At 58.0% G+C, this 23,569-nt stretch carries 16 protein-coding genes and 2 pseudogenes; 9 read left to right on the top strand and 9 right to left on the bottom strand.

Features of this window, described 5'->3' with window-relative positions:
• The first annotated feature begins 99 nt into the window (after nucleotides 1–99).
• The 3 genes from NBG89_RS28760 to NBG89_RS28750 all read left to right on the top strand — a co-directional run bounded on the left by NBG89_RS28760 (nucleotide 100) and on the right by NBG89_RS28750 (nucleotide 2,925).
• Nucleotides 100–690 (top strand): helix-turn-helix transcriptional regulator, encoded by a 591-nt coding sequence (locus NBG89_RS28760; RefSeq protein ID WP_416068633.1) that lies wholly within the window; start codon nucleotides 100–102, stop codon nucleotides 688–690.
• Nucleotides 691–694: 4 nt separating this feature from the next.
• A complete protein-coding gene (locus NBG89_RS28755) occupies nucleotides 695–2,050 on the top strand; it encodes a HipA domain-containing protein (RefSeq protein WP_416068634.1) in 1,356 nt (451 codons plus the stop codon).
• Between the two features lie 392 nt (nucleotides 2,051–2,442).
• Nucleotides 2,443–2,925 (top strand): ProQ/FINO family protein, encoded by a 483-nt coding sequence (locus NBG89_RS28750; RefSeq protein ID WP_431324659.1) that lies wholly within the window; start codon nucleotides 2,443–2,445, stop codon nucleotides 2,923–2,925.
• Here NBG89_RS28750 and repC read toward each other — a convergent pair.
• The 7 genes and pseudogenes from repC to NBG89_RS28715 form a co-directional block, all read right to left on the bottom strand.
• The gene (gene repC, locus NBG89_RS28745) at nucleotides 2,918–4,213 is read right to left on the bottom strand and encodes a plasmid replication protein RepC (protein ID WP_416068635.1); all 1,296 of its coding nucleotides are present in this window, start codon (nucleotides 4,211–4,213) and stop codon (nucleotides 2,918–2,920) included. The genes NBG89_RS28750 and repC overlap by 8 nt on opposite strands.
• Nucleotides 4,214–4,393: 180 nt before the next feature.
• Nucleotides 4,394–5,410, bottom strand: a complete 1,017-nt coding sequence (gene repB, locus NBG89_RS28740; RefSeq protein ID WP_416068636.1) for a plasmid partitioning protein RepB — start codon at nucleotides 5,408–5,410, stop codon at nucleotides 4,394–4,396.
• Nucleotides 5,407–6,612 (bottom strand): plasmid partitioning protein RepA, encoded by a 1,206-nt coding sequence (gene repA, locus NBG89_RS28735; RefSeq protein ID WP_416068766.1) that lies wholly within the window; start codon nucleotides 6,610–6,612, stop codon nucleotides 5,407–5,409. The genes repB and repA overlap by 4 nt, the downstream gene beginning before the upstream one ends.
• 1,460 nt (nucleotides 6,613–8,072) lie before the next feature.
• Nucleotides 8,073–8,441, bottom strand: coding sequence for a transposase (locus NBG89_RS28730; RefSeq protein ID WP_416068637.1), 369 nt, complete (start codon nucleotides 8,439–8,441; stop codon nucleotides 8,073–8,075).
• Nucleotides 8,442–9,259: 818 nt separating this feature from the next.
• Entirely contained in the window at nucleotides 9,260–10,393 is a 1,134-nt protein-coding gene (locus NBG89_RS28725; protein ID WP_416068638.1) for a tyrosine-type recombinase/integrase, read from the bottom strand.
• Complete coding sequence (locus tag NBG89_RS28720; RefSeq protein ID WP_416068639.1) at nucleotides 10,393–11,553, bottom strand: DUF3800 domain-containing protein; 1,161 nt, start codon at nucleotides 11,551–11,553, stop codon at nucleotides 10,393–10,395. Before NBG89_RS28720 ends, NBG89_RS28725 begins: the two co-directional genes overlap by 1 nt.
• Nucleotides 11,554–11,972: 419 nt before the next feature.
• Nucleotides 11,973–12,180, bottom strand: a pseudogene (locus tag NBG89_RS28715) (IS66 family transposase); the annotation flags it as partial.
• A gap of 225 nt (nucleotides 12,181–12,405) precedes the next feature.
• Between NBG89_RS28715 and NBG89_RS28710 the strand changes: the two are divergent.
• Genes NBG89_RS28710 through NBG89_RS28700 form a run of 3 tightly spaced genes read left to right on the top strand, consistent with a single transcriptional unit; the run spans nucleotide 12,406 to nucleotide 16,345 of the window.
• On the top strand, nucleotides 12,406–13,584 hold the full coding sequence (locus NBG89_RS28710; RefSeq protein ID WP_416068640.1) for a methyltransferase: 1,179 nt from the start codon (nucleotides 12,406–12,408) through the stop codon (nucleotides 13,582–13,584).
• 11 nt (nucleotides 13,585–13,595) lie between these two features.
• Complete coding sequence (locus NBG89_RS28705) at nucleotides 13,596–15,299, top strand: ATP-binding protein (RefSeq protein ID WP_064829454.1); 1,704 nt, start codon at nucleotides 13,596–13,598, stop codon at nucleotides 15,297–15,299.
• Complete coding sequence (locus tag NBG89_RS28700) at nucleotides 15,296–16,345, top strand: hypothetical protein (RefSeq protein ID WP_416068641.1); 1,050 nt, start codon at nucleotides 15,296–15,298, stop codon at nucleotides 16,343–16,345. The genes NBG89_RS28705 and NBG89_RS28700 overlap by 4 nt, the downstream gene beginning before the upstream one ends.
• Nucleotides 16,346–16,414: 69 nt before the next feature.
• Here the strand turns inward: NBG89_RS28700 and NBG89_RS28695 are convergent, their stop codons facing one another.
• Nucleotides 16,415–19,477, bottom strand: a complete 3,063-nt coding sequence (locus tag NBG89_RS28695) for a type ISP restriction/modification enzyme (RefSeq protein ID WP_416068642.1) — start codon at nucleotides 19,475–19,477, stop codon at nucleotides 16,415–16,417.
• Nucleotides 19,478–19,847: 370 nt separating this feature from the next.
• Here NBG89_RS28695 and NBG89_RS28690 point away from each other — a divergent pair, with 370 nt between their 5' ends.
• The 3 genes and pseudogenes from NBG89_RS28690 to cbbX all read left to right on the top strand — a co-directional run.
• Nucleotides 19,848–20,837, top strand: coding sequence for a ribulose-bisphosphate carboxylase large subunit (locus tag NBG89_RS28690; protein ID WP_416068643.1), 990 nt, complete (start codon nucleotides 19,848–19,850; stop codon nucleotides 20,835–20,837).
• A 19-nt stretch (nucleotides 20,838–20,856) separates the two neighbouring features.
• Nucleotides 20,857–21,246 (top strand): ribulose bisphosphate carboxylase small subunit, encoded by a 390-nt coding sequence (locus NBG89_RS28685; protein ID WP_416068644.1) that lies wholly within the window; start codon nucleotides 20,857–20,859, stop codon nucleotides 21,244–21,246.
• A gap of 21 nt (nucleotides 21,247–21,267) precedes the next feature.
• Nucleotides 21,268–22,215, top strand: a pseudogene (gene cbbX / locus NBG89_RS28680) (CbbX protein); the annotation flags it as partial.
• Between the two features lie 259 nt (nucleotides 22,216–22,474).
• Here the strand turns inward: cbbX and NBG89_RS28675 are convergent.
• Nucleotides 22,475–23,497, bottom strand: a complete 1,023-nt coding sequence (locus tag NBG89_RS28675; RefSeq protein WP_416068574.1) for an IS110 family transposase — start codon at nucleotides 23,495–23,497, stop codon at nucleotides 22,475–22,477.
• Nucleotides 23,498–23,569 lie beyond the last annotated feature (72 nt).

The raw sequence follows: 23,569 nt of genomic DNA, 5'->3' as shown, positions 1-23,569 counted from the left end.
TCCCGTTCAGGAACACCGACTCGTAGACTGCACCCGTTCGGGAACAAATGCTGTTGCAATTTCACTTCGGCTCAGCTATGTTCCCGTACAGGAGCAGACATGAGCGACGAAGGCGACAAAATCACATCGTTGAAGAAGGCGACCGACGTCGCCAGACTGCTTGCGCAATCGCCTCTGTCTGAGACTTTGCGCGATCAGATGAAACTGGCCGACCTTCATGCAGGCACGAAAGCTCTTCGCGACATTTCGGCCATGTCCAAGAGCCTTTCGGACACCCTGAAGAGCGTTGATATTCCATCCGTCAGGCTGGCGACGGAGACGTTGAAGGCCGCGACCGCCTTCAAGCTTCCATCAGTCGACATGCCAAGCCTCGGTCTAGACGCCATGCATTTCGGGCTTCCCAAGCCCCTCTCTCCGATGCCTTACGAACAAGAGACTGATCGAACGAAGGTGAACGCCGACGATCGACGGCATCACTCAACGGAAATCGTCTCGACCGCAGACTTGGGCCATATCGTCAGAAAAGCGCGGGAAGCGCGGAAGCTTTCGCAACAGGAGTTTGCCGATCTCGCAGGCGTCGGCCGGCGTTTCATCTCCGAGCTTGAGAACGGCAAGGCGACGCTGGAGTTCCAGAAGGTTCTCAAAGTTGCACATGCCGCCGGCATCTCGATCTTCGCAGAGCCTCGATAGCCGCATGGATATGATCGCGCTCGACGTCAGGCTCGACGGGTTTGCCGACCCCATCGGCAACCTCGTACGGGATGAAGAAGGAGGATTGGCCTTCGCATATGCGGCCAACTATCTCGAGAACGCGGACGCCTTCCCGCTTTCGCTCTCTTTTCCTCTCGCAAGAGAAGCCTTCGACGACAGCAGGGCCCGGCCCTTTTTCGACAACCTTCTTCAGGAGCGAGACGGCATCTTGCAGCGCGTCATGGATCGCGAGGGGTTGGCCCGCAGCGATGTAGCGGGCCTTCTCTTCTATCTCGGAAAGGATTGCGCAGGCGCAATCTCGGTGCTGCCGCTTGGAGCCCCGCCCGTTAAGGTGCCGGGCGACTACGACGTCGACTACAGGAGAATCGAGGACGATCGGCTGAACGCCATCATTGGCTCGTTGCACAGGCGGCAGCGTCTTCCCGAAGGCACCGAAGATCCGTCGCCGCTTGCCGGTGTTCAAAGCAAGATCGCCGTCACGATACTGCCTGACGGAAGCTATGCCGAACCAATCCCTGGTTCGGGCGCTCCCACGACCCACATCATCAAGGTCCCGGACCAGGAGCATCTGCAGGACCCGAGGCTTGAGTTCGAAACGCTTCTGCTTTCGAGAGAACTCGGCTTAGAGACCACCCAGGCGAACGTCGTCAACTTCAATGGGGTCGAAGCGCTGGTGATCGAGCGTTTTGACAGGCGGCTGAACGCAGAGAACAAGATCGTCAGGATCCATCAAGAGGATTTCGCCCAGGCACTTGGCCTTCCGCCATCCCTGAAATACGAACGTCACGGCCGCGAAAGCCGGCGTTTCGACGCTCAGGCCATCAATCGGATCCTCGACGCGACGGTTGATCCCGCGGCCGAAAAAATGCGATTCATCGCGGCCGTGCTGTTCGATCTTATGACCGGCAATGTCGATGGACACGCCAAGAACTTTGCACTCCTCTACGACCGGGGAGGCCGGATCCGTGTTTCTCCGCGATATGATCTGATGCCGAACAGACTCGATCCCAATCTGACCGACCTCTTTGCCTTTGCGATCGGCGACGCCACCAAACTGGATGATCTCGGTCCGGCCGATTTTGCCGCCTTTCTGAGCGCGCTCGGGATTGCATCACCTGGCGGACAAACCCGCCTCACAAAAAGCCTCACGGCCAGACTGTCAAAAGGGCTGGCCGCCGAGCTTCCCAGGCTTGACCGCCTCGGGCTGAAACGCTTTGCCGACCTGATCGCGCACAATATCGATGAACTGCTGACCGCATTCGAAATGCCGCTTCCCGACGGAATCAAAACGCGAGACGCCTATATCGAGCGCGGTGGCGGCTGGCTGCTCGGTTCTTGAAGGCTCGACCCGAACCCGAAGCGATCAGACTCAAGCGTCCGGCAGTACGTCGCACCCAAGACCGAGTTCCGACGGATGCCAGCGGACACGGAGGGCAAAAAAAAAGAGGGCCAGCGGAGACCGCGGCCCTTTCGAGGTGTGAAGGTCAAAAAACCTCCAGAGGGGAACAGCTGATGCAGCGATACTGGGAGGAGTGACCGCCATATGCTTCAGCTACATGCAGTATGACGAGAAATTCGGCACAAAGAACCCAAATTTTGTGCAATGCAGCTATTCCGGTGCTGCAGTGCTTCCAAAGTGGGTGGGGGAAGCTGATCTATTCGAAGTCTCCGTCTTGAGTCTGTAATGATCGATACCTACCTGCCGGCCGACAGCAAAGAGGCACGATGAACATGAAGTCCTGGACGGTCAGCCGCGGCCCTGTGGCGGCAATATCCATAGATGCTGAAAAGGCAGCTGCCATCAACAACCTGCTCCGACAGCCAGCCGGCATTCTGCCCGCTTCGCCAGGGGATGCGATTCGCCCTTTCGCCCGCGGTCTGTTTGAGGAGTTTCGCTCCGCACTCAAACCGGATGTGACCGTTACCACGCTCCGTCGTGCGGTTGCGACTTTTGTCCACTCGAAACGGTACTATCTTGCGAGCGCTCAGCCCGACGCATATAGGCACGATATCGACGGGTGCCCGGTCGAACCTGTGTCAACGGAAGACAGATTGCTCGCCCAACAGCGCTTCTTGGGACTCAGTCGCAAACACGGAAACTCAAATCTGTCGCTCGAAACGACTGATCCAGGGGAAGTTTGGCCTGACAAGACGCAGCAAATGCGCGCGTCACTGCTCAGCGGCAAGGGAACGAAGCCCGCTTCCTTCAACTGACCAGTTTTCTCTCTTGCTGCCCATTGGCGCGCAGCAGAGCCATAAGCATCCGCCCTAGCCCGAACTCGCCACGTTCGCTCCGCCGGGTGAGATCGCGCAGATAGCCGCCGGCCGAGCTTATATTCTCCCCTTTTTCGAGAATGCAGGCCATGACGGCCGCGGCATTTGCCGGTCCCATGATCATGCAGGCCTCCTCATAAGCCGATGGACTGACCTGGAGCATCGTCCGAACGACGACCGAGGCAGATATCAGATCGCGCCAGTTCGCGATCCTGCCGCCGGGAGCGTAGTCCGATATCTGGGGGCAAGCCTGCAACACGAGGCCGAGCGGGAATGATCTCAACTCGCCAGATTTAGGGCCCCCTCCCCTTGCCACCGAGCCTGAATTTTCCCGTTTTGGCTGGTCAGTTCGCCGCTGAGGTACGGGTTGCTCTCCCGATCGGACGACTTGCGTGGTTGCCACGCGACCGTTTTCCAAGCGCAGTTCAGATTCAGTAAGAGATTCAGTATGTGAATTCTTTATGTGCCGCTCATTCTGACAGGGATTGCCGCTCTCCTTTTGGCATTTTAGCTGCAATTCCAATTGTTTGACCACGTCGTCGCGAAGCAGTTCCAGTTCATCGAGCGCGGCTTCGAGCTGATCGATCGTCGGGACGCGGGGTAGCTTTGTTGTCAGCGCCTGGAGGTCCAGAGAAACCTCAGTCCAGTCCCCCCGGGCCTTTTCCTGCACAGCGGTTTCGACCAGCTTGACGACATCTCGGCGGCAGAGCGTCCAACGTTCGCGTAGATGCCGGAGGTGCAGCCGTTCAGCCACTACCTTGGCGGCGAGTTGCTCGATCTCTACGGATCTGGCCAGCAATGGCGCCAGCGAAAATCCATAGGCGACGTAGATCTCACCGGATCTGGATTTGCGAGCGTACCGCTTCCCGTTAGGGCTGTCCCTTCGGATGAGCAATCCTGCGCCGACGAGGACAGAAACATGCCGCCGGATCGTTTGCTCAGCCATGCCGTGCGCGCGAAGCGATAGTTGGGCATTCGATGGGAACACCACGAGACCGTGCTCTTCCGACAATTCATTGTGCGGATAGAAGCTAAGAAGGGCGTTGAGCACTGCAAGCGCTCGGTCCGTCACGCCGAGAAGAGGCTTTGCCTCGCAGAGCGCTCGATACAGTTTCCATTTGTCGATGGATTTGCCAGGTTCAATCTTGCGGGATGCCACCTGTCTGGCGAACAGGCCAAGCGACATCGTCCGCCGCCCGAAAGGCGTCGTCACACTTCCACTCTCCATTTCCTTTACCTTTCTAAAGGCAAAAAAAATCCGCTCGTCGAATGACGCCTAGACTCTTGACAGTGATTCTCGGAAGTGCGATTCTCTAGCTGCTAAACATCGAGAAGAGCTTCCGTGACGGCGACGTCCGGGGGCTTTTTTCTTTTGCGGCTTTCTCCTTATTCCAATGACCTTCGGTGCTCAGTTTTTTGAGCGATGCTCTTCAAACAGCGATTGAAGCTTGTCGAGGACGAATGCAGCGAAATCGGGCGCTTGTTTCCGATCAATCACAATCTCGACCTTGGCATCGCTGTGCGTGACTTTTGCGAGGCGTTCGCCCGCGGGAGATGACCAAACGTCCGCCTGCGCCTTCTTGGGACGAGGCTTCAAATGTGCGAGGAGCGCCTTGAAGCGCTCTTCGGACGCAAGGCGTTGGACTTCTTCTGCTCCAGTGAATGCGATAGCTCGATCCAGCAACTTCTTGCTCGATAGGAGCTCGGCAAGCTCCATCCAATTGCGGCGACCGATGGAGGGCGCTGGGCCGATCGAGTCAATCAAATCATCCGGTATGCGCCCGACGACCGACAACATGTTCGACAGGTCGCTTTTATACACCGACATGGCTGACATGATCACGTCGCGAGAGAAGCGTTGCTGTAGCTTATCGGCGAACCGAGCCTTTTCAATATAGGTGAGATCCTGGCGTTCATTATTCTCTTGGCCCTGCGCCACAACGAGCTGCTCATCGGTCAACTCTCGGACGATCGCGTTCACACGGGTGCCAAGTTCAGTGATTGCGCGAAGACGTCTATGGCCAAACGCAACTTGGTACCGGCCGGGCTTGTCCGGGTGTGGGCGGACCAGGATGGGAACCTGTTGGCCTTGTTCCCGGATAGAGTTTACAAGGCGCTCATGAGCTTCTGCTGCTCCTGGCATTCGATCCGGGATGAACGATGGGTCAATATCGGCCGTGTCCAGGGAAACAACCGCATGGCCTTCGGCAAGCCGCTTCTCGATGTCATCTGCGCGCCGGCTACGCTCGCTGACCTCACTCAGCGACTGCCCGATCGCACCCACCGGTGAACGTGAGGTATCTTGAATGAGCTCCGGCGAACCGAGTATTGGCCGCACGCGGTTCTTCTGGACCCGAACTTCGGCGGAGTCTGCTGCGACGGCACCATGCTGGCCGAGACTGGCGAAAACGTCTTTCCTGCTCATGCAACCCTACCCCACGCCTTTTTGATCAACCCTTCAATTTCAGCGTTGACGTTGCTCATCGATTCTAGAGCCCGGTCGTAGGTCGCCCGCGTAAATTGGCTGCGCTCAACTTCATACAATGTTTGATTCGTCAGACCGGCATCGGAGACGGCAGTGCTTTTCAGCATGGGATGAATAAGCACATGTTCACCGAATATGGACCGTAGAAACGCAACCATCTGGTTCTGTGGTCCGTCGCTCGGCTCAAATCGGGTCACGAGATAGCGCATCCAGTTGTAGTCAGAACGAGCGCCGGCGGCGGAGATTTCCTCGAGGAGATCTCCGGTCATTGCGAGAAATTGGTTCATCGACATTACATCAAGCATCTGCGGATGGACCGTAACCAGAACGGATGTGGCCGCGGTGAGCGCAGAGAGCGTGAGGTAGCCGAGCTGGGGCGGGCAGTCGATGACCACGACGTCATAGAGGTTCTGCGCCTGCGCAATTGCTTGACCGATACGGGCAAAAAACAGCGTATCGCCGGGCTGCCGCTTCATCAGCGCACGGGGCGTGTCGTGCTCGAACTCCATGAGTTCCAGGTTTCCCGGAATCAGGTGAAGATCAGGGATATAGGTTGCGCGAACAATTTCAGCGATGGGTCGTTGCTGATCGTCATAGCGAATGGCGCCGTAGAGCGTTTCGTTCGGACCGACATCGACTTCCGGTTGGTGGCCAAAAAGGGCAGAAAGACTTGCCTGTGGGTCGAGGTCAATCGCGAGCACACGATACCCACGAAGAGCGAGGTGTTGCGCGAGATGTGCTGACGTTGTCGTCTTGCCCGACCCGCCCTTGAAGTTCATAACTGCGATTACCTGCAGTTCCTCTTCGCCGCGGCGATGGGGTAGATAGCGGCGCCCTCCCCTGGTGCCTTGGTCAAGATGCTTCCTCAATTCGTGGATGTCTTCGACAGAGTAGCTTCGCCGACCGCCAGTTTGCGCCGCGGATAGGTTTGGCATTTCGGCGGCGATTTGGCGCAAGTACCCCTCCCCTATTCCAATGAGCTTGGATGTCTCCGCGGGAGTAAAGTTTCGGATTCCCTTTTCGGAATGCGGTGGAAAAACGGTCGCGTGATGAGCTTGGAGTTGCATTGACAGCGCAGAGGAATGGCGCTGAATCAATCCTTTGAGATCTGACATATCCGCCGTTACAATTTTCTCTGCCATCTGTGTCATGCCGATTCGCCCAATTTAACTAACTGCGGTTTTGGCCGAAGAATTCGGTTTTGACCGCAGTTGTATTATTGCCCCCGATTCTCTCGTGAAGGCAAGGGCTTTTTGGTTAATGAAAAGTTAATGTACCCGACCTGTTTGCGCAGTTAGCCGCGGCTAACTCGGCAATCTATAGTCACGTGTCACAGGTTCGACGCCGAATGATGACTCTTGAGCGCAGGAGCGCAGGTCGTAGACGCCCGAGAAGGTCCAGACATCTACTATCCCGCACACTTACCGCCACGGTCGGACTTCCGCCAATTGGGCAACAATCCAAGCCGGCTCATCTTGACACTGCGATGAGCTTTGGCGGCCGCGTGAAATGTTGACTAACAGCGGTGAGGAAAGAGGGCCAGGGGGCCGGAGCAAGGGTCTCCTTCCCATCTTCGGCGACAATGATGGTACCGGTGACGAGCTTGTCAGCACGCAATTGCTTGGGCGAGGTTCGCGCGGCTCATGCACATACAACGGGACCACTCGCTCCGGATACCTGCCGTTTCGGTCAGGTGCATCGACAAGGAGGCGGACGGTTGTTCTCAGGAGGCGGCGTGCTGCTAAGCAGAGCGGACCGAATAGGCCTGTAGTAGGATAGCCAGCGGCAGCTTCTCCGGTGTGGTCAACGGCCGACTGGCTCGTCGAGTAGGCCGCTGCAGACCAGCCCGGACCGGGAAGCGATTTGTCAGCGATTGGCCGGTCCTCCGCATTGGACGCTCTGGCGGAAACCGGTCTCGAAGTACGACTCCGCAGAAAGAGCCCGCACGCCCGAACCTCGCCGCTGATTTCAGCTTCGATCGGGTCGGATGGCGCAGGCTCGAACGTTGCAGGTTCCTGGTTCATAGGCGCAGTTAGCCGCGGCTAACTGGGATTGGAGGATGAACTCATGTCAAAGCCTTTGCGAGGGTCCCTCCCCCATCACAGATTTGCGGCGTCGCGCTGAGTGCGTTCACGAACTTACAGCATACTCGCCTCCGGAACACTTCTTTTGACTCCACTATTGTCACAGTTAAAGAGGGCCCATTCGCCGAAAGATCATGCGAAATGTTCCCGTGACAACGTACAAACGGATCGCTGATCGAGGCAGCTTGCTGGTTCGAATCACTTTGGATGCGGCTCCTGCCGCGCGGTTTGAGCTATGCGGCAGGGCACCAGCAGACCGAGCAATGGCTGCCCCTTCTAATCGGGTATGTGGGTCAAACTCTTTCGCGATCGTCCTTGGCCTGGTCATTGTGGTGGGTCACGCTTCAATACGCGGTCTGTTAGCGCCGCTTCGTTCGGGGCGGCTGCACGCATGCATGGGATTAAGGTCTGGAGAGCCTTGCTTTGCGGCGCGCTCGAAGCGCAGCAGTCATAGTCGGCTTCATCCATCCCGTCGTCCGCATGGGACGATCCGGCCAGAATCGGAATCTCTGGTTGTCCTACTTCATGCTGCAGCCTCCGATCCGAACCGGCACTCGGTACCATCGATCGACATCCGGTGGAGCAAGACGACAATGGCTCGCCGCCTCCCTTTGGCTTTCATCAGTCGCACACCGCATGCCGTTAGGCTGCTCCAGGCGATGGAGGGAGCGCATGAGAATCGCATTGGCGGCCGCGTAGGGCGTTGCCCGAACATCGGCGTGACCAGCGGGTGAGATGCGACCTAGATTGTCCTTCTCGCTTTGGAAGCGTCGCGGAATCATTCCAACGTGGGCTCCGACAGCTCGTGAGCTCTTGACTCGGGCGGGGCAATCGACCGCGGCCCTGAAACTCAGGGCCGTGAGGTACCCAACGCCCGGAACGCTCATGAAGCGGGTGGTTATGGAGTCTTGATTGGCGGCCTTTCAAACACGTCGATCCAGTTCGAGGAATGTCTCAAAGAGCATTTGCCTGGCCTCAAGCATCGGCAAAAGCACATGACTGAGCGGGGAGCACTTTCAATCGCGCCGCGGACTGCTTTCTCGAATACACCACACCTCAAGCGTATCAGGAGTTTGACGCCACATCGTCATCTCCGTTCATCTCGGTTGCACCGGATTGTACTAGGAGCTTACCTCTTATGGGACCATCCGATTACGCATGCTGTCGGCCGAGGTGCGTTCGCGCCATTACCACCTTACGCAGGCCTCAACCATGTTCCGCCGGATAGAAAATTGTGCTGGCCGATTGCCGTCGTTTGAAACTCTATTTTCCTGTGGTCGGTAGCACCGGCTGCAACCTCCGTGTTCGCTCCTTCCGCCACTTCGTTCATCTCTGGGGCGGAAGGAGTGCCTATAGCGTCCTTCGAATCGAGATGGAGGAGCAATCGCGTGATGGCTTAGAACCTTAGGCGAGCTCGAGCCATATTGGCCGAAGCGCGGTGCTCCACGCGCCAACTCGGCTTATGGACAACGGCGTCGCTTATGGGGAATTCGCGGCTGTGGCTGGAATTGAGCCGCTCCCAATTCAGCACCGGCAGGGGCAATTCTGAAGGTCCGAGATGCTCGGGATGAACATGTGTTCCGGTATGCCCTGCCAGGGCGAAACAAAAAACAAGTGTGACGCGCTCCAACGCTTGAATACCACATTTAGGTACTTCGCATGCCGTCGACTGATGAGGTATTGAACCGCTGATTGAGTGCGAAGTCTACTTGAGGAGTTGAGCAGCGCGGCCGCTTCGACGCGTTGCGCTGTTGTAATAGCTGGATGCTTGCTGCACGGAACGATGGCGCGATTGCTCCATCGCCTCGGGAAGGGGAATGCCGCGGTTCGCTGCCTCGGTCAGATATCCAGATCTCAATCCGTGCGCGGAAAACTCCCCAGCGTCCAAGCCAGCCATTCTCGCGCGCTGCTTGACGATATCATTGACCGCCTTCGGATCGAGCGAGCGGCGGGAAACATTGCCCCAGCGGTCGATCGCCCGAAACATGGCTCCGCTTTCGATCTTGGCGGCCGCCAGCCAAGCGTTCAGGGCGACTACCGGTCGGCCGGTCAAATAAACGACTTCGTCCTGATCGGCGCCGGAGGTCTTGGTGCGACCGAGGTGAATCGACAAAGAGGGGAGGGGACTTCCATCCTCAGCCTCAACCGGGGCTTCGATCGTCAGTTGTTCTCTTCGCAGGCCGGTGACTTCGCTGCGGCGACGACCGCCGGATGCGAAGGCGACCATGAGGATCGCCCGGTCACGCAGATCGCGGAGACTGTCTTCGCCGCAGGTTGCCAGCAGCTTCGCCAGCACGTCGCCGGTCACCGCCTTGGCGCTCTTGCGCCGGCGTTGCCGCGGCACGGCCCGGACGGCAAGCCGGATTGCCGACTTCAGGGCAGGGGAGGCGAAAGCACCCTGAGCGCCGCGCCATCTCGTGAGCGTCGACCAGTTGGCGAGCCGCCGCCGCACGGTGTCCGGCGCATGCGGGCCGGTGGACCTTAGGAAGCCGCCATCACGCAACGCGTGCTCGACGTCGGCCGGCATACCGTGCTCGGGATCGGTCTCGCGCTGGCGCGGATTCCAAAGATGATGCGCCACGAATTTCAGCAGCAGCGCCTCCGGCGCCGGCCAGGGCAGGGGAGCTCCGGTCGCCGCCGTGGCCCAGGCCTCCAGATAGGCAAGATCGGACGTTAGTGCCCGAAGGGTATTGTTGCCCATGCCTTCGTTGACGAGATGCCGGAGTGTCTCGACATCCTGGTCGGTCAATAACTCGGCGAGCTTGTCGCGGCGGTCGATCGGCAGCACCGAGGCCATCGTGTCAAGCTGCTCCGCTCGGATATGAACTGCGTCACGCATCAGAACAAAGCCCTCCTACATCTGCGCTCGCTGGCCAACAGGTTCTCGTAGAATTCATCCATCCCGGCAATCGGATCCTCACCGTGATCAGCGCGATGCGCGAGTTCCTTCAATGCGGCAAGGTTCATCCGCGGTTTCGGCCGCGCCAGGTCGATGAAATCATCATCCGGCAGCATGGTATGAGGATGCATGTGCGGCAGGATCCACTTTGCGAGATCCCGACAGGCAGAGTCTGTTTGATGCTGCAGCAGGTCGGTGGTCGCGCCGGCGACGATATCGGCGATCTGCAGGCTGGGATTTGTTGCGGAAGAGCCAAACCGAATCGGATTGGCCAGGTTCGCTCTGATCTTGGCGCGTTGGCTGCCCGCCCCGATCAACTCGGCACTGTCGGATTGTCCGACGAAGCCGTCGAACGCATGCGCCATCGCCTGCAGCGGCTTGGAGTCGTCGCACAGGACATCCAGGCTGTCGTGATGGTGGCCCCAGCCGTGCAACAGCAGGCTGAACAGGCAGGTCGTGGTCAGGTCCAGCGTCCACTTGGCTGTCGGATCGACGTCCTTCTGCAGGTGCTTGCTCCGCTCGTCAATGGTCGCAGCGTAGCCACGTGCAAACCGCAGGACGCAGTCGAGGATCTCGTGCGTCTCGGCGCTACTCTGGGCGGCGGCAAACACTGTCGGTGCGTCAGCTGGGTCGAACGATTTCATGAAGCTCTGCAGTTCCTCGGCCAGCTTCGGCGTCGGTGCACCGGTGACGAACAGGATGCGATAGAGGCCGTTCATGACGAAGCGATGCAGATCGTAGTGATAGAACAGGCCGTTCATCCTCTCGAGAACGGGCTCAAAGAGATATTCGAAGGTCTTGCCAGCGAGTTTTAACCGCTTGTCGGCGGCGATGACCATCGCCCGCCCCTTGACGGGTTCAAGAATATCGAGCGCGATGTCGGGCCAGTTGTCGCGCTTGCGCAGCAGGCCGGATTTGAGTTCGGGTGCCTGGATGCGGAATTTCTGCCGCGCCGTGGCAACGATTGCAGCGGCTTCGTCCGGCGTCAGGTCGACAGCGGCATAGGCGAAATACGGCTGGTTGTCGTCGAGCAGTTTTGGGCCGGTATAGCCGGCCTCGTCACAGGAGATCAGCCGCGGGATCTTCGTCTGCTTTGCCATGCTGTCCCATCCCGCGCCAATCCACCCATCCAGGGTGAGGCAATCCACCGTTCTTGGTCACGCAAGTCCCGGTAAGGCCTTAGAGTTCCGGCGATCCTGCGAACCAGGAATGCCGAAATTGGCTGATTTGCGGCTCGAAATCAATCACTTCCGATAAGAGGTATTTATCGGAAGTGAGACGTAGCACCCGGAATCGTCAGCAGCAGCGGAAGCAATTGGTGATATCATTTCTGGTTAATGGCGTGTTTACCATGATTTCAATACGTTATCACTTCGCCGATTTACCTCTGCAGAGTATTATGCGGGGGTAAGTGGGCAAATCTGGTGGCACTGCCGGTTTGGAAGGCGACATTGCCTCGGACGACGAGCCATCGAGGCCGCACCGACCGCTCAGGCACCTGTAACGGGAAGGTTCAGTCTCAGGCGCGGGCGAGGATGGCGGCGGGCAACGGCGAAGTGGGATGACCACCGTCGCCAAGCCCGAGCCGGTCGCCGAGTTAGTGGTAAAAGGAGAGCCCGAGCTTCTGGCAAGTTTTCATAAAACCAAGCATGGTGTCACGAGCAACGCCCATCCCGGCTGACGGTACCGCCGGAGATCTTTCGCTTGGTAAAGAAGCTGCGAAAGTCGCGCCAAAGAAGCTGGTCACGAGTAGAGGTTGTCATTGAGGGCGTGCCTTCGGCCAGTTTCCGGTTTCAAGCGACAAGTCGTTTGATCGCCACTGTGTCTTTCATCCGGCGATGATCTTTAACTGCGTGACGCTACAAAACGTTGACGAGGGGTGCTTGTGTGGTTCGGTCGAGTCGTGAAGAGTAGACGATGTGCGAAGGGCAGACAGTAGGTTGGGGGCGCTTGTGGAAATTTTGGAGGGACCTGATCCGCTTTGCCGGTTCTACTCGCAGCCCCACATTGGCGACCTGCTTGTTCAAGCGATGCCCGAAGTCGATGTAGGTTCGATAATTGACCTCGGCGCCGGTGGTGGGGTCTTGTCGGATGCCGCGTCACGCAGATGGAGCAAAGCTGCCGTTACAACGGTGGATATCGACGCGGATTGCGCCGTCGCTCGCCGCGCCCTTGATACCTCCGGCAGACGACGCCATTACGTTCTCGATGCACTTGATCCCGACATCTCAGCGAAGGTTACGCGCGCAGGTCTCTTCGATGCCGCTCTTTGCAATCCACCTTTCAAAAAGGTCGAATGGCGAAACGGCTATGAGCGGCTTCTCGAAGAAGCAGGCCTGGAGGATTCCTTTTCCTGCCACGGAGACGTGACCGCAGAGGCCCTTTTCCTCGCTCAAAATATACGAATTGTTCGTCCTGGCGGATGCATCGGCCTGATCGTGCCGGACAGTTTTGCTTCCGGCATGAGGGCGTCGAAACTGCGAAACAACCTGGCGCGAAGCCATGCGATAAGTGCAGTGATCCAGTTGCCGAAAGGATCATTTCTTCGGACCGAAGCCAACTCGTACCTTCTCGTGTTCGAAAACAAGGTTCCCCCTGGCAGCAAGATCCGGCTTCATCGATTTACGGTCGAGCAGGGACTTAGCGATCCCATCGAGATCGACGCCGAGCTGGCCGAGCGACGCCTGGATTACGGCTTTCATTCAGTTGAGCACACTGCAAGTCAGACGACACTGCGCACTCTCGCTGCGCATATCTTCCGCGGATCTCTTTCCGCCAAGGAAGGCAGAGCGTCAGAGCACTTCGTGTTCCATACAACGGACTTTTCAAATGCGGAAGACGGCGTCTTCGATGGTCCGGATACGCCGGTGACCGGTCAGTCGGCGCTACCTGGCGACATCTTGTTGGCGCGGGTCGATCGAGATCTCGAAAGCAAGATCGCGATGGTCCGAACCGGTGGCTTCGCCGTGTCTGACTGCGTTTACGTCATTCGTGTCGCTCCTCAATATCGGGAGAGAGTTTATGGCGCTCTCCGTTCCGCATCTGGCCGCGAAAAGCTGCGCTCCGCTAGCCGGGGTCTAGGGGCACGCCAGCTCAGCAAGGCAGAACTTCTCGCAGTGCCACTTTATTAGGAGACGCCGCCATGACGACAGCGCGGGATGAGACGACTTTCGAAGAGCGGGCCGACCAGATCGATGAGAAGGTGCTTCTCGATGAAACCGTAGCAGAAGACCATTTCGACCGTGTCCATCAGGCACTGGTATCCAAAGGACTCGTCCTCATTCAGGGTCCCAGGGGATGCGGCAAAACTCACTTGATGCGGTTCACTGCTTTGAAGTGTCAGGATGACGCCAGCCTCCCGCTTGCGCTCTATGTCAGCTTCAATCGGTATCTGCGTCTCGAGCCTTTGCTCAATCACCGTGCAGACGCCGTTAACATTTTCCAGTCGTGGGTTCTGGCCAGCATTGTTCTGGAAGCAGACGCGCTCGCGTCCCGCCTCAAGGGCGATCCTTTCAACTTCCCAGCGTTTCTTGGCGCGGAGCGCGCCGACTTCCAGGCGATCGTGAGCCAGTTGGAGCGCCAGATCCCTCTTACCGAGCAGGAACACGAGGTAGTCCGGTTTTTGACGATTCAGAACGTTGTGAACGGCATTCTGGCGATGTGCGACCACCATGGTAGAAGTCGAGCCGTCGTCCTGCTCGATGACGCCGCACTGACGCTGACGCCGGAATACATGGTCGAACTGTTTGACATCATCCGCGTCCTGAAGAACCCGCGCATCTCGCCGAAGGCGTCTGTGTATCCGGGATCGACCGAATACGGGCCGCGGTTCCACGCCAACCACGAGGGAAGAACGGTTTCTGCCTGGCTTCCCGTCGATAGCGAGCGCTATGTGGAGACCATGCGGGAAATCGCGAATAAGCGATATCCGGTGGCCGATCAGCTTCGTCCCGAGGTCGACGAGTTATTGATCTACGCTTCGTTCGGCATCCCGCGTGCTTATCTGACGATGCTGCGTTCGTATCACGACAGTGCGGAATCCAACGATCAGGCCCGCATCAACAGTATTGTTCAAGATCACAACAAGCTCAGGTTGAGCGAATTTCGATCGCTCTCCCAGAAGGTTCCTCGCCTGGAGACCCTTGTCAGCACCGGTGAGCTCCTGTTTGGACAGGCGGTGGAAGCGATCCGCGAAGCCAATGACGAGAGTCTGGAGAGGAATGAGAAGCAGCTAATCCTGGGTCTCGAAACATCGACTCTGACGCCGATCGTCAATCGCATGATCAATCTCGTGATCGAGGCGGGTTTGCTGTTCGAGTACAAGACCGAGGTATCTCACGGTGCGGAACGGTCGTATCGCCGATTTACTCCTCATCTATCCGCGCTGATCGCGACCCGCGCTTTTTCAGGCAGAAGCCGGGGGAATTCTCCTCGGCAGGTGGTTGAATCCTTGAGACGCAAGTCGACCAAGCATCCGGTCCGGAGAAAAATCGAAACCCTGCTAGACCAGGCTACGCTCGAGGGCCTCCGTTTTAATCTGCCACCATGCGAGAACTGCGGCACACGGCGCCTTAGCGAGACGCAACTCTTTTGCCATGCATGCGGTCGCCCGCTCGTGACTCCTTCAACGTTCGACAACTGCATGAAGACACCGATCTCGTCCGTCCCAGGTCTTAGTGATTGGCAGATCAAAAAGCTTCAGGACAACAATATCAGCACCGTTGGCGACTTCGTGGCGCTCCAAGATCCTGGGACGGAGTTGCGGAACATCAAAAGGATAGGGCCGAAGCGGGCGTCCGGGATCACTGACAATGTGAATACCTACGTCGACGAGTTCATGTCATGACAAAGAAGCGTGGCAGCAAAGCCTATAAGCACGACGAAATCGTGGGCATGCAGACACTTGGCATGCCCGCGATCGATACAAGTGAGATGTTTCTGGCGCAAAGCGGAAATTCCGAGTTGAGCCCAATCGACCAGTTCATACAGAACACTGAGGCGATTAATCGAATTTACCTCCCGCTCGTGTACCGCGACGAGGGGCTGATCCGAGATGCTGGCGTTGCTACCACTCAGGATCCCGGTATATCAGTTGGTGGCAACGCGGGGGATGCGAACGTAGCTCCAGGGTCTCCGTTGTCGTCCAGGGTCCGACCAGAACTTGGTGCGCTGGTGGTGCTGGGTTACATGTCGGCCGTCGAAAGCTACTTCAGAGCGCTTCTTCGCGAACTCATCCTCGTCGACGACCACACTCATTCTTTGGTGGAACCGATGAACGTCAGCTTCGGCGCCGCCCGGCATCATAAGATTGGGCTTCTTCCAGAGGCCCTGACTGAGAACCTTTCATTCGCCGGCGACAAGAACGTCCTGGATGCGTTGAAATCCTTCGTGGGGATCAAAGGAAATCCGCCTGCACAGTTGGAGGCGAGCTTAAAGGAATTCAAGAAAGTCTGTGAAATTCGACATTGCTGCGTACATCGATTCGGCAAACTCGGTTCAAAGACGGCAATCGCTTTGGGCACCGAAAGTCATAAAAGGTTTTTAGAGCAGCCGTTCGCGCCATCGTCGGCAGATTTACAAGGCATTGCTGCTGTTCTTCGACTCTTCGTCAAGACCATGAACAATCACATTTTTAAGTCAGTGATCGAACGTATTCCAGATAGCGGCTCGTCAGATCCAGATTTTCACTACGGGTGGGGCTGGGTTGGAACATGGCGAAGTGATCGCAAAAGGTTTTCAGAGTACTACAGGATCTTCAGTTCGTCGCTAGAGAGTCCTCCGTCGCCGTCAATCAAGGACGTCTATGTCGGCCTGCGGGACTTCGTCGCTGACAGGCGGACTACAAGGCCGCCCGCAAAATCTCATCCTGTGGTCAAGGCTGCTACGGCCTAGCGCGCAAGCTCGCTTGCATACGGAAGTTTAATTGTCGCGCCTCAGAGTGCTCCTGGTGTGGCGTCTCTCTTAGCCGACGTTAACTTCTCTGGCGTTCCGATTCGACACCGCTGCCATCTTTTTTGTAATGGCAACGGTCTCCACGCTCACCCGCACGACCTTCGCGAGCAGTTCGATCATGCTCTCCTTATGGTCGGCGAAGCGATAGGCGTTGAACTTCGCGCGGATCGTCGGGTCGCGCGGGGTTTTCTCCTTGTGCTGGTCGAGCACCCAGTCGATCGCACTGCGGTTGCCGAGCTTATACTCCCATGCCGTGCGCGGGATGCCGCTGATCTGCGTGTCCCCATCGACCGCTACCAATCCCCTGTCGGGATCCGACCTGAGCACTGGCCTGGGATGCGCGCCTTCAGCGCGCTTCGGATCGGCGTTGTCGATCCGTTCGACGGGCCACGGCGCCACGTTCTCGTACCCGATATGCAGCGCCATCAGCGCCTCGCCCCACGCAGTCCATTGCGCGAAGTCGGCATAGAACGGGATGCGTGGGAATTCGCGCTTGAGGTTCATCGCATAAGTCTCCCGATAAACCGGGTCGTGAAGGACGGCGTAGACGTAGTGGAACACAGCGTCTTTGGTGACGTCCTTCTTGCCGTACTCGGCGACGAACTTGTTGAGCGCCCAGTTGGTAATGTTGTCCACCCGCTCGCCGGACTTGGTGTAGCGATATCGGGCGACAAACTGACATGCATCAGGGACGAATGTGTCATAGGATGGAATCCGATCCGTTCCGAGGATCCCAAGGCCACCGCGCTTCCCCAACGAGAACGCGATACCGGGATTATGCGCAGTTCCCACGAACAGGTCATGCAGTCGGAATAGCTGACTATTCAACATTCGGTCGAAGTAGAGAACGAGCGGCGAATATGGCCTAAAACACATTTCGGTAACCGCACCGGCATCAAGGTCCAATGGCCGACGATTTCGAACATGTCGCGCGAGCTCGCGGTGCCACTTGACGGTCCTGTCTATGGGTATACCGTCGGCCAATGACGCATCGTATTCTGCCGCAATATATTTCAGCTTCGGCCACAACAATTCGGCGGTCCGCGCCGTAACCCACTCATCCATTTTGGTCTGAATGCCACTCGAAACGAGCTGAAAGATTGATCTTGATGGAGTGGATTTGCTGCGTCCCTTGATCGACAGAGGAAGGAGACTGGACCATTCCAGCGCTCCAGCATCGAGCCAATCGTGACGAGCGTTCGGTTTGAGCACATCGGTTGAGACGGAGTCAAAGTTGCTTGCCGCGAGAAACGAGAGTTTATCTTCGGCCGCCTCCATCTCGGGCCGGCGCGCGTAACGGATCACGGCTCCGCCCTTGCCTTTGCGCCGCACTAGAAATGCGATCGTTACGCCTGTTTGTATGCCGAACACGTTGTGCGTCGTACCCGACAGCTTTGGGTTGTCGCGAACATCACCGCCCAAATCCATTAGCCAGATGTCGCTGAACTCGCGTTCTGCGACTTTGCGGAAACCGTCATATGCGTCCTTAGAGATGGGCTTGCGCCCCATCACAAAGGCGATGATTCCTTCGTCGCCGAGCCGGTCGGAAGCCCACCGCACAAAGCGCGTATACATGTCATACACGCTGTTCTTGTTCTGCGCTGTGCCCTCCTTGATGTAGGTCTGCTTGATACGCTCATCGACGCGGGCATACGGCCGGTTAGCGTTGTTCTGGTTATAGTTCTCCTGCCACGCGTTGTACGGCGGATTACCGATGATAACGCTGATCTTGCGCCGGTTCTGCCGCTTGATGCGTTCGACGTTCTCGTCGGTGATGGAACCGAACATGTCGAACTGATGACCGGAATAGATGCCCAACGCCGCAACGTTATCCAGCGTGTCCACTAGGCACAGATTCTCGTACTCGGCGAATTGCCCAGTGATCGCCTGGTATGTTGCTTCGATGTTCAGGTTGGCTACGTAGTACGGCAGGATCGCCACTTCATTGGCATGCAGCTCTTCCTTATACTTGTGCCGAAGCTTGTCATGGTTGCTGCGGAAATGCTCGAGCAGCTCGACGACGAAGGTGCCGGTGCCGGTCGCCGGGTCGAGGATCTCGACGCCGCGGTCGATCAGGTTCCTGCCAAAATGCTTCTCGCACAGCCAGTCGGCGTTGCGGATCATGAAGCGTACAATCTCGCTGGGGGTATAAACCACGCCGAGCCGATCGGCCGCCTTCTTGTTGTAGGCCTTGTAGAAGTCCTCGTAGAGCGCCTTCAGGAAGCCCTGCTTCTCGCTGTGGCTCTCGATGGCAGCCGCCGTTCGCGCGATGCCAGAATAATACGGCCCCAAATCCTTGAGGAGCGTCGTCTTCTCGCCCCTATCGGCGAAGAGCTGGTCCTCCAGTTTGTAAAGCTCGGCCGCTACGTTGTTTTTGCGGTGATAATCGGGATCGTTGAACACCTTGGCGAAGATGTCCTCGGTCAGGATGTGCTGGATCAGCATTTCGCGCACGTCATCTTCGGTCACCACGGGATTGATCGCATCGCGTGCATGGTTGAGGAAGTCGGCCACCGCCTTGGCGAACTCGGCGCTGTTCTTCTGCTTTGCGTTGATGCGCTCGCGTAGCGCCTTGAGGATTTCGGGCAGGTCGGCGGCAAACTGCTTCACCGCCTTGTTGAAGTCAGCGATCTCCTGCCTCTCGTGGGAAAAGAAGCACGTCAGCAGGCGCAGCAGCCCGTCATCGTCGGCCTGCATTTGGGCGCGCATGATCTCGGCGCCATCCTGCCACAGCACCGCCCGGACATCGTCCGTGAACACTATGTTCTCGCGCGGGTAGCCCTTGCGGAACTTCGCCTCTATCTCCTTGTCGAGATCGTCACTCTCATCTTTGGCTTCCCAATAACCGAACGGGACGCGCAGTCCATGGAGGAGCGCGCCGTCGACGTAGATGCGCGTCATCTGCTTGGTCAGGATGTCGTGCTCGGCGATGAACTGGAGGTCGTGCGCCTTGCCCCAGCGCTTGAGTAGGTCCTTGAACGCTTCGCGTAGGACGCTCTCGCGGCGACTGCCGGACGCGGCTCTCAATCGGTCGAGCTCGCCCCGGTATTCATTGATCAGGTGTTGGCTCAAAAAAATCCCCCGAGACAAAAACACAGCCTGCTCAATGCGTATCGCAGCGCGTCAAGTATGTCAGCGTCTATGTAAATTGCGTTTATAATTTGCCATTTCGTGAGCGGCCGAATCAGCCATTGCCTTAAGAACAAGTTCGTATCCTGCCTAGTGATTTGTTCCCGCGCGAGAACATTTGAGCGTGGCCGTCGGTTCATATCCTTCAAGAGCAAGTATCAAGATGGTAGCGCGGCGCCGATCGCGTGCGGCTAGGCGGAGCTACCGGTCAGGATCAATGAACATTCAACCGGGGATCGATCGCACCCACTGTCCGCGACTTGCTGAAATGACAGTCCCAATTAAACGAATTTGCAGTCCCAATTCAGATGTCATGACAACAGGCGCACAGATCTTGGATGATTTGAAGCCGCTGCTCGGCGCCACGACGAAGCCGAAGCTCGGCCTTTCCGGCAAGAATTACGGCCGCGTGGTCTACGAAGGGCTCAGGGGCGGCCTCGACTTCATGAAGGACGACGAGAATATCAACTCGCAGCCCTTCATGCACTGGCGCGATCGTTTCCTCTACTGCACGGAGGCGGTCAACCGCGCGACCGCCGAAACCGGCGAGATCAAGGGCCACTATCTCAACATCACCGCCGGCACGATGGAGGAGATGTACCGCCGCGCCGAATTCGCCAAGGAACTGGGATCTGTCATCGTCATGGTCGACCTGATCATCGGCTGGACGGCCATCCAGTCGATCTCGGAATGGTGCCGCCAGAACGACATGATCTTGCATATGCACCGCGCCGGCCACGGCACCTATACCCGCCAGAAGAACCACGGCATCTCCTTCCGCGTCATCGCCAAGTGGCTCAGGCTCGCAGGCGTCGACCATCTCCATGCCGGTACCGCCGTCGGCAAGCTCGAGGGCGATCCCCTGACCGTGCAGGGCTACTACAACGTGCTCCGCGAATTGAAGAACGAGGTCGACCTGCCGCGTGGCATCTTCTTCGAGCAGGACTGGGCGGATACGCTGAAGGTCATGCCCGTGGCCTCGGGCGGCATCCATGCCGGCCAGATGCACCAGTTGCTCGATCTCTTCGGCGACGATGTGGTGCTGCAGTTCGGCGGCGGCACGATCGGTCATCCGATGGGTATCCAGGCCGGGGCTACCGCCAATCGCGTCGCGCTCGAAGCCATGGTTCTCGCCCGCAACGAGGGCCGCGACATCGTGGGCGAGGGTCCGGAAATCCTGCGTGCCGCCGCCAAGTGGTGCAAGCCGCTCGAGGCCGCGCTCGATGTGTGGGGCGGCATCACCTTCAACTACACGCCGACGGATATATCGGACTTCGTGCCGACGCCGTCGCTCGCCATGTGATATCGAAAGGATCAAGACAATGCGCGTTACCCAGGGCTGCTTCTCCTTCCTGCCCGATCTCACCGACGAGCAGATCTCCGCTCAGGTCGAATACTGCCTGTCCCGCGACTGGGCGATCGGCGTCGAATTCACCGACGATCCCCATCCCCGCAACACCTATTGGGAAATGTGGGGCAATCCGATGTTCGACCTCCGCGACGCCAAGGGCGTGATGATGGAGGTGGCGGATTGCCGCAAGGCACACCCGGAGAGCTACATCCGCATCAATGCCTTCGACAACACCCGCGGCTGGGAGACGGTGCGAACCTCCTTCATCGTCAACCGGCCGGCTGTCGAACCGCGTCTTTCGATGACGCGGTTCGACATCCGTGGGCGGTCGCAAGCCTACGGCTGGGCGGCGGCGCGCTGACAGGGGAGGTGGGTTGAGGTCATGGCAATGCCGATGAAATCCGAACCGACGCCTTCGCCTGACGGGCGCGCCCCGTCGGGCACGGTCGATCTCCGGGAGGAATTCCGCGCTTCCGGCGTCGCGGAGGTTCTCGACGAACTCGACCGGGAACTCGTCGGCCTCAAGCCGGTCAAGCAAAGGATCCGCGAGATCGCCGCCCTGCTCATCGTCGAGCGCGCGCGCAAATCCTTTGGGCTCTCGCATATGGCGCCGACGCTGCATATGAGCTTCACCGGCAATCCCGGGACCGGCAAGACGACGGTTGCGCTCCGGATGGCCAACATCCTGCACCGGCTGGGCTATATCAGGAAGGGGCATCTGGTCTCTGTGACGCGCGACGATCTCGTCGGCCAGTATATCGGCCACACCGCGCCCAAGACCAAGGAGATCCTGAAGCGGGCGATGGGCGGCGTGCTCTTCATCGACGAGGCCTATTATCTCTACCGTCCCGACAACGAGCGCGATTACGGCCAGGAGGCGATCGAGATCCTGCTACAGGTGATGGAGAACAACCGCGAGGATCTCGTCGTCATCCTCGCCGGCTATGCCGACCGCATGGACCGCTTCTTTGAGAGCAATCCCGGCTTCCGGTCGCGGATCGCCCATCACATCGACTTTCCTGATTATAGCGACGGGGAACTGCTCGATATCGCGAAATCCCTGTTGGCTGAACAGAACTATCGCCTTGACGACGAGGCGCGCCGCATCATGGCCGACTATATCGTCGAACGCCGCAAGCAGCCGTATTTCGCCAATGCCCGCTCGATCCGCAACGCGCTGGACCGGGCGCGGCTGAGGCAGGCCAACCGGCTGTTCAGCACCGCCGCCGGGCCGGTTTCGGCGAGCGACCTTTCCGTCATCGGAGCCGACGATATCCGCGCGAGCCGCGTCTTCCGCCAGGGCGACAACGGGCAGACGGAAAATGGGAGCATGTGTGGACGGCTCCTGCGGCACAGTGGTGATTCATGCGATATCTCTCGGTCGATTGCAATCATGTGTCCGGCCTACTCGTGCGACCTACGGGTCGCTGGCCATGATGAAGTCCGCAGACAAGGTCCCAAACACATCATCGGGCTTTACAAGCTCAATGCTCCCAGGGGCTTTCCTCGTCTCCGGTCCGACCGGCTTGATCATCACATTTCAGCACCTCTCCGCCATCTCGGACGTAAAGTTACGCCCGAAATCTCATTCAAGCCGCAACGGACTTCATATACTGCTGCTCGCGGACCAGGAGCGCCCAGATAATCCTCGCTGTTTTGTTCGCGAGCGCGACGGTTACGACCCTTGCTGGCTTTCGGTCCATCAGGCTCACAGCCCAATCGTGACTGGCGCTGCTTCCATCCTTTGCGAAACGGATTATTGCGGTTGCACCGACAACCAATAGCTTTCGAATATATCCGTCGCCCTGCTTGCTAATGCCGCTCATGCGTTCCTTTCCGCCGGAACTGTGCGGTCTTGGCGTCAATCCCAACCAGGAAGCGAAGCGCCGTCCGGAGGAAAAGTTTCTAATGTCCGACACCGCCGCGGTGATGGCGCTCGCTGTTATGGGTCCCACACCTGGTATCGAGAGAAGGCGTCGTGCTGCTGCGTCAGCTCTGACACTGTCTACGATCTTCTTTTCGATCTTTACGACTTCGGCGCCTAATCGCTGCAATTGATCAATAATCGTCCACAGCATTGCGCGCGCCAGCTCCGGCAAGCTGCCCTGGATCTCGTGAAAATGCTCGACAAGTTTGGGGACGTTCTTTGCCCCGCCAGCACCGATGACGCCGAATTCGCTCAAGTGCCCACGCAATGAATTGATCAGCATCGTTCTCTGGCGAACAAGAAGCTCACGAACCTTGTGCATCATCAGTACCGACTGTTGATCGGCAGACTTCGCAGCGACGAACCGCATCGTCGGCCGTGTTACGGCCTCACAAATAGCCTCAGCATCGGCTGCATCTGTCTTGCCTCTTTTCACGTAGGGCTTCACGTACCCAGCCGGCATGAGTTTGACGACATGCCCAAGCTTCTCGATTTCCCGAGCCCAGTAATGCGAGCTTCCGCAGGCTTCGATGCCCACAAGGCACGGTTGGATACCGCGGAAAAACCGTAGTACCTCGCCTCGCCGAAGCTGCCGCCGAACCATAACGTTCCCGAGGTTATCGATGCCATGTACCTGAAAGACATTCTTCGCCAGATCAAGGCCAATCGTCGTAATCTTTCTCATGAACTGCTCCTCTATCGTTTCTGACCGCATGCCACTATGGCACAGCGGTTGCGGAGCAGGAGCCGTCCATCT

This window comes from Rhizobium sp. YTU87027, from assembly GCF_050644135.1.
GTDB lineage: Bacteria > Pseudomonadota > Alphaproteobacteria > Rhizobiales > Rhizobiaceae > Rhizobium.
The sequence above is the reverse complement of the archived record's forward strand: the minus strand, read 5'-3'. Positions and strand labels throughout refer to the sequence as shown.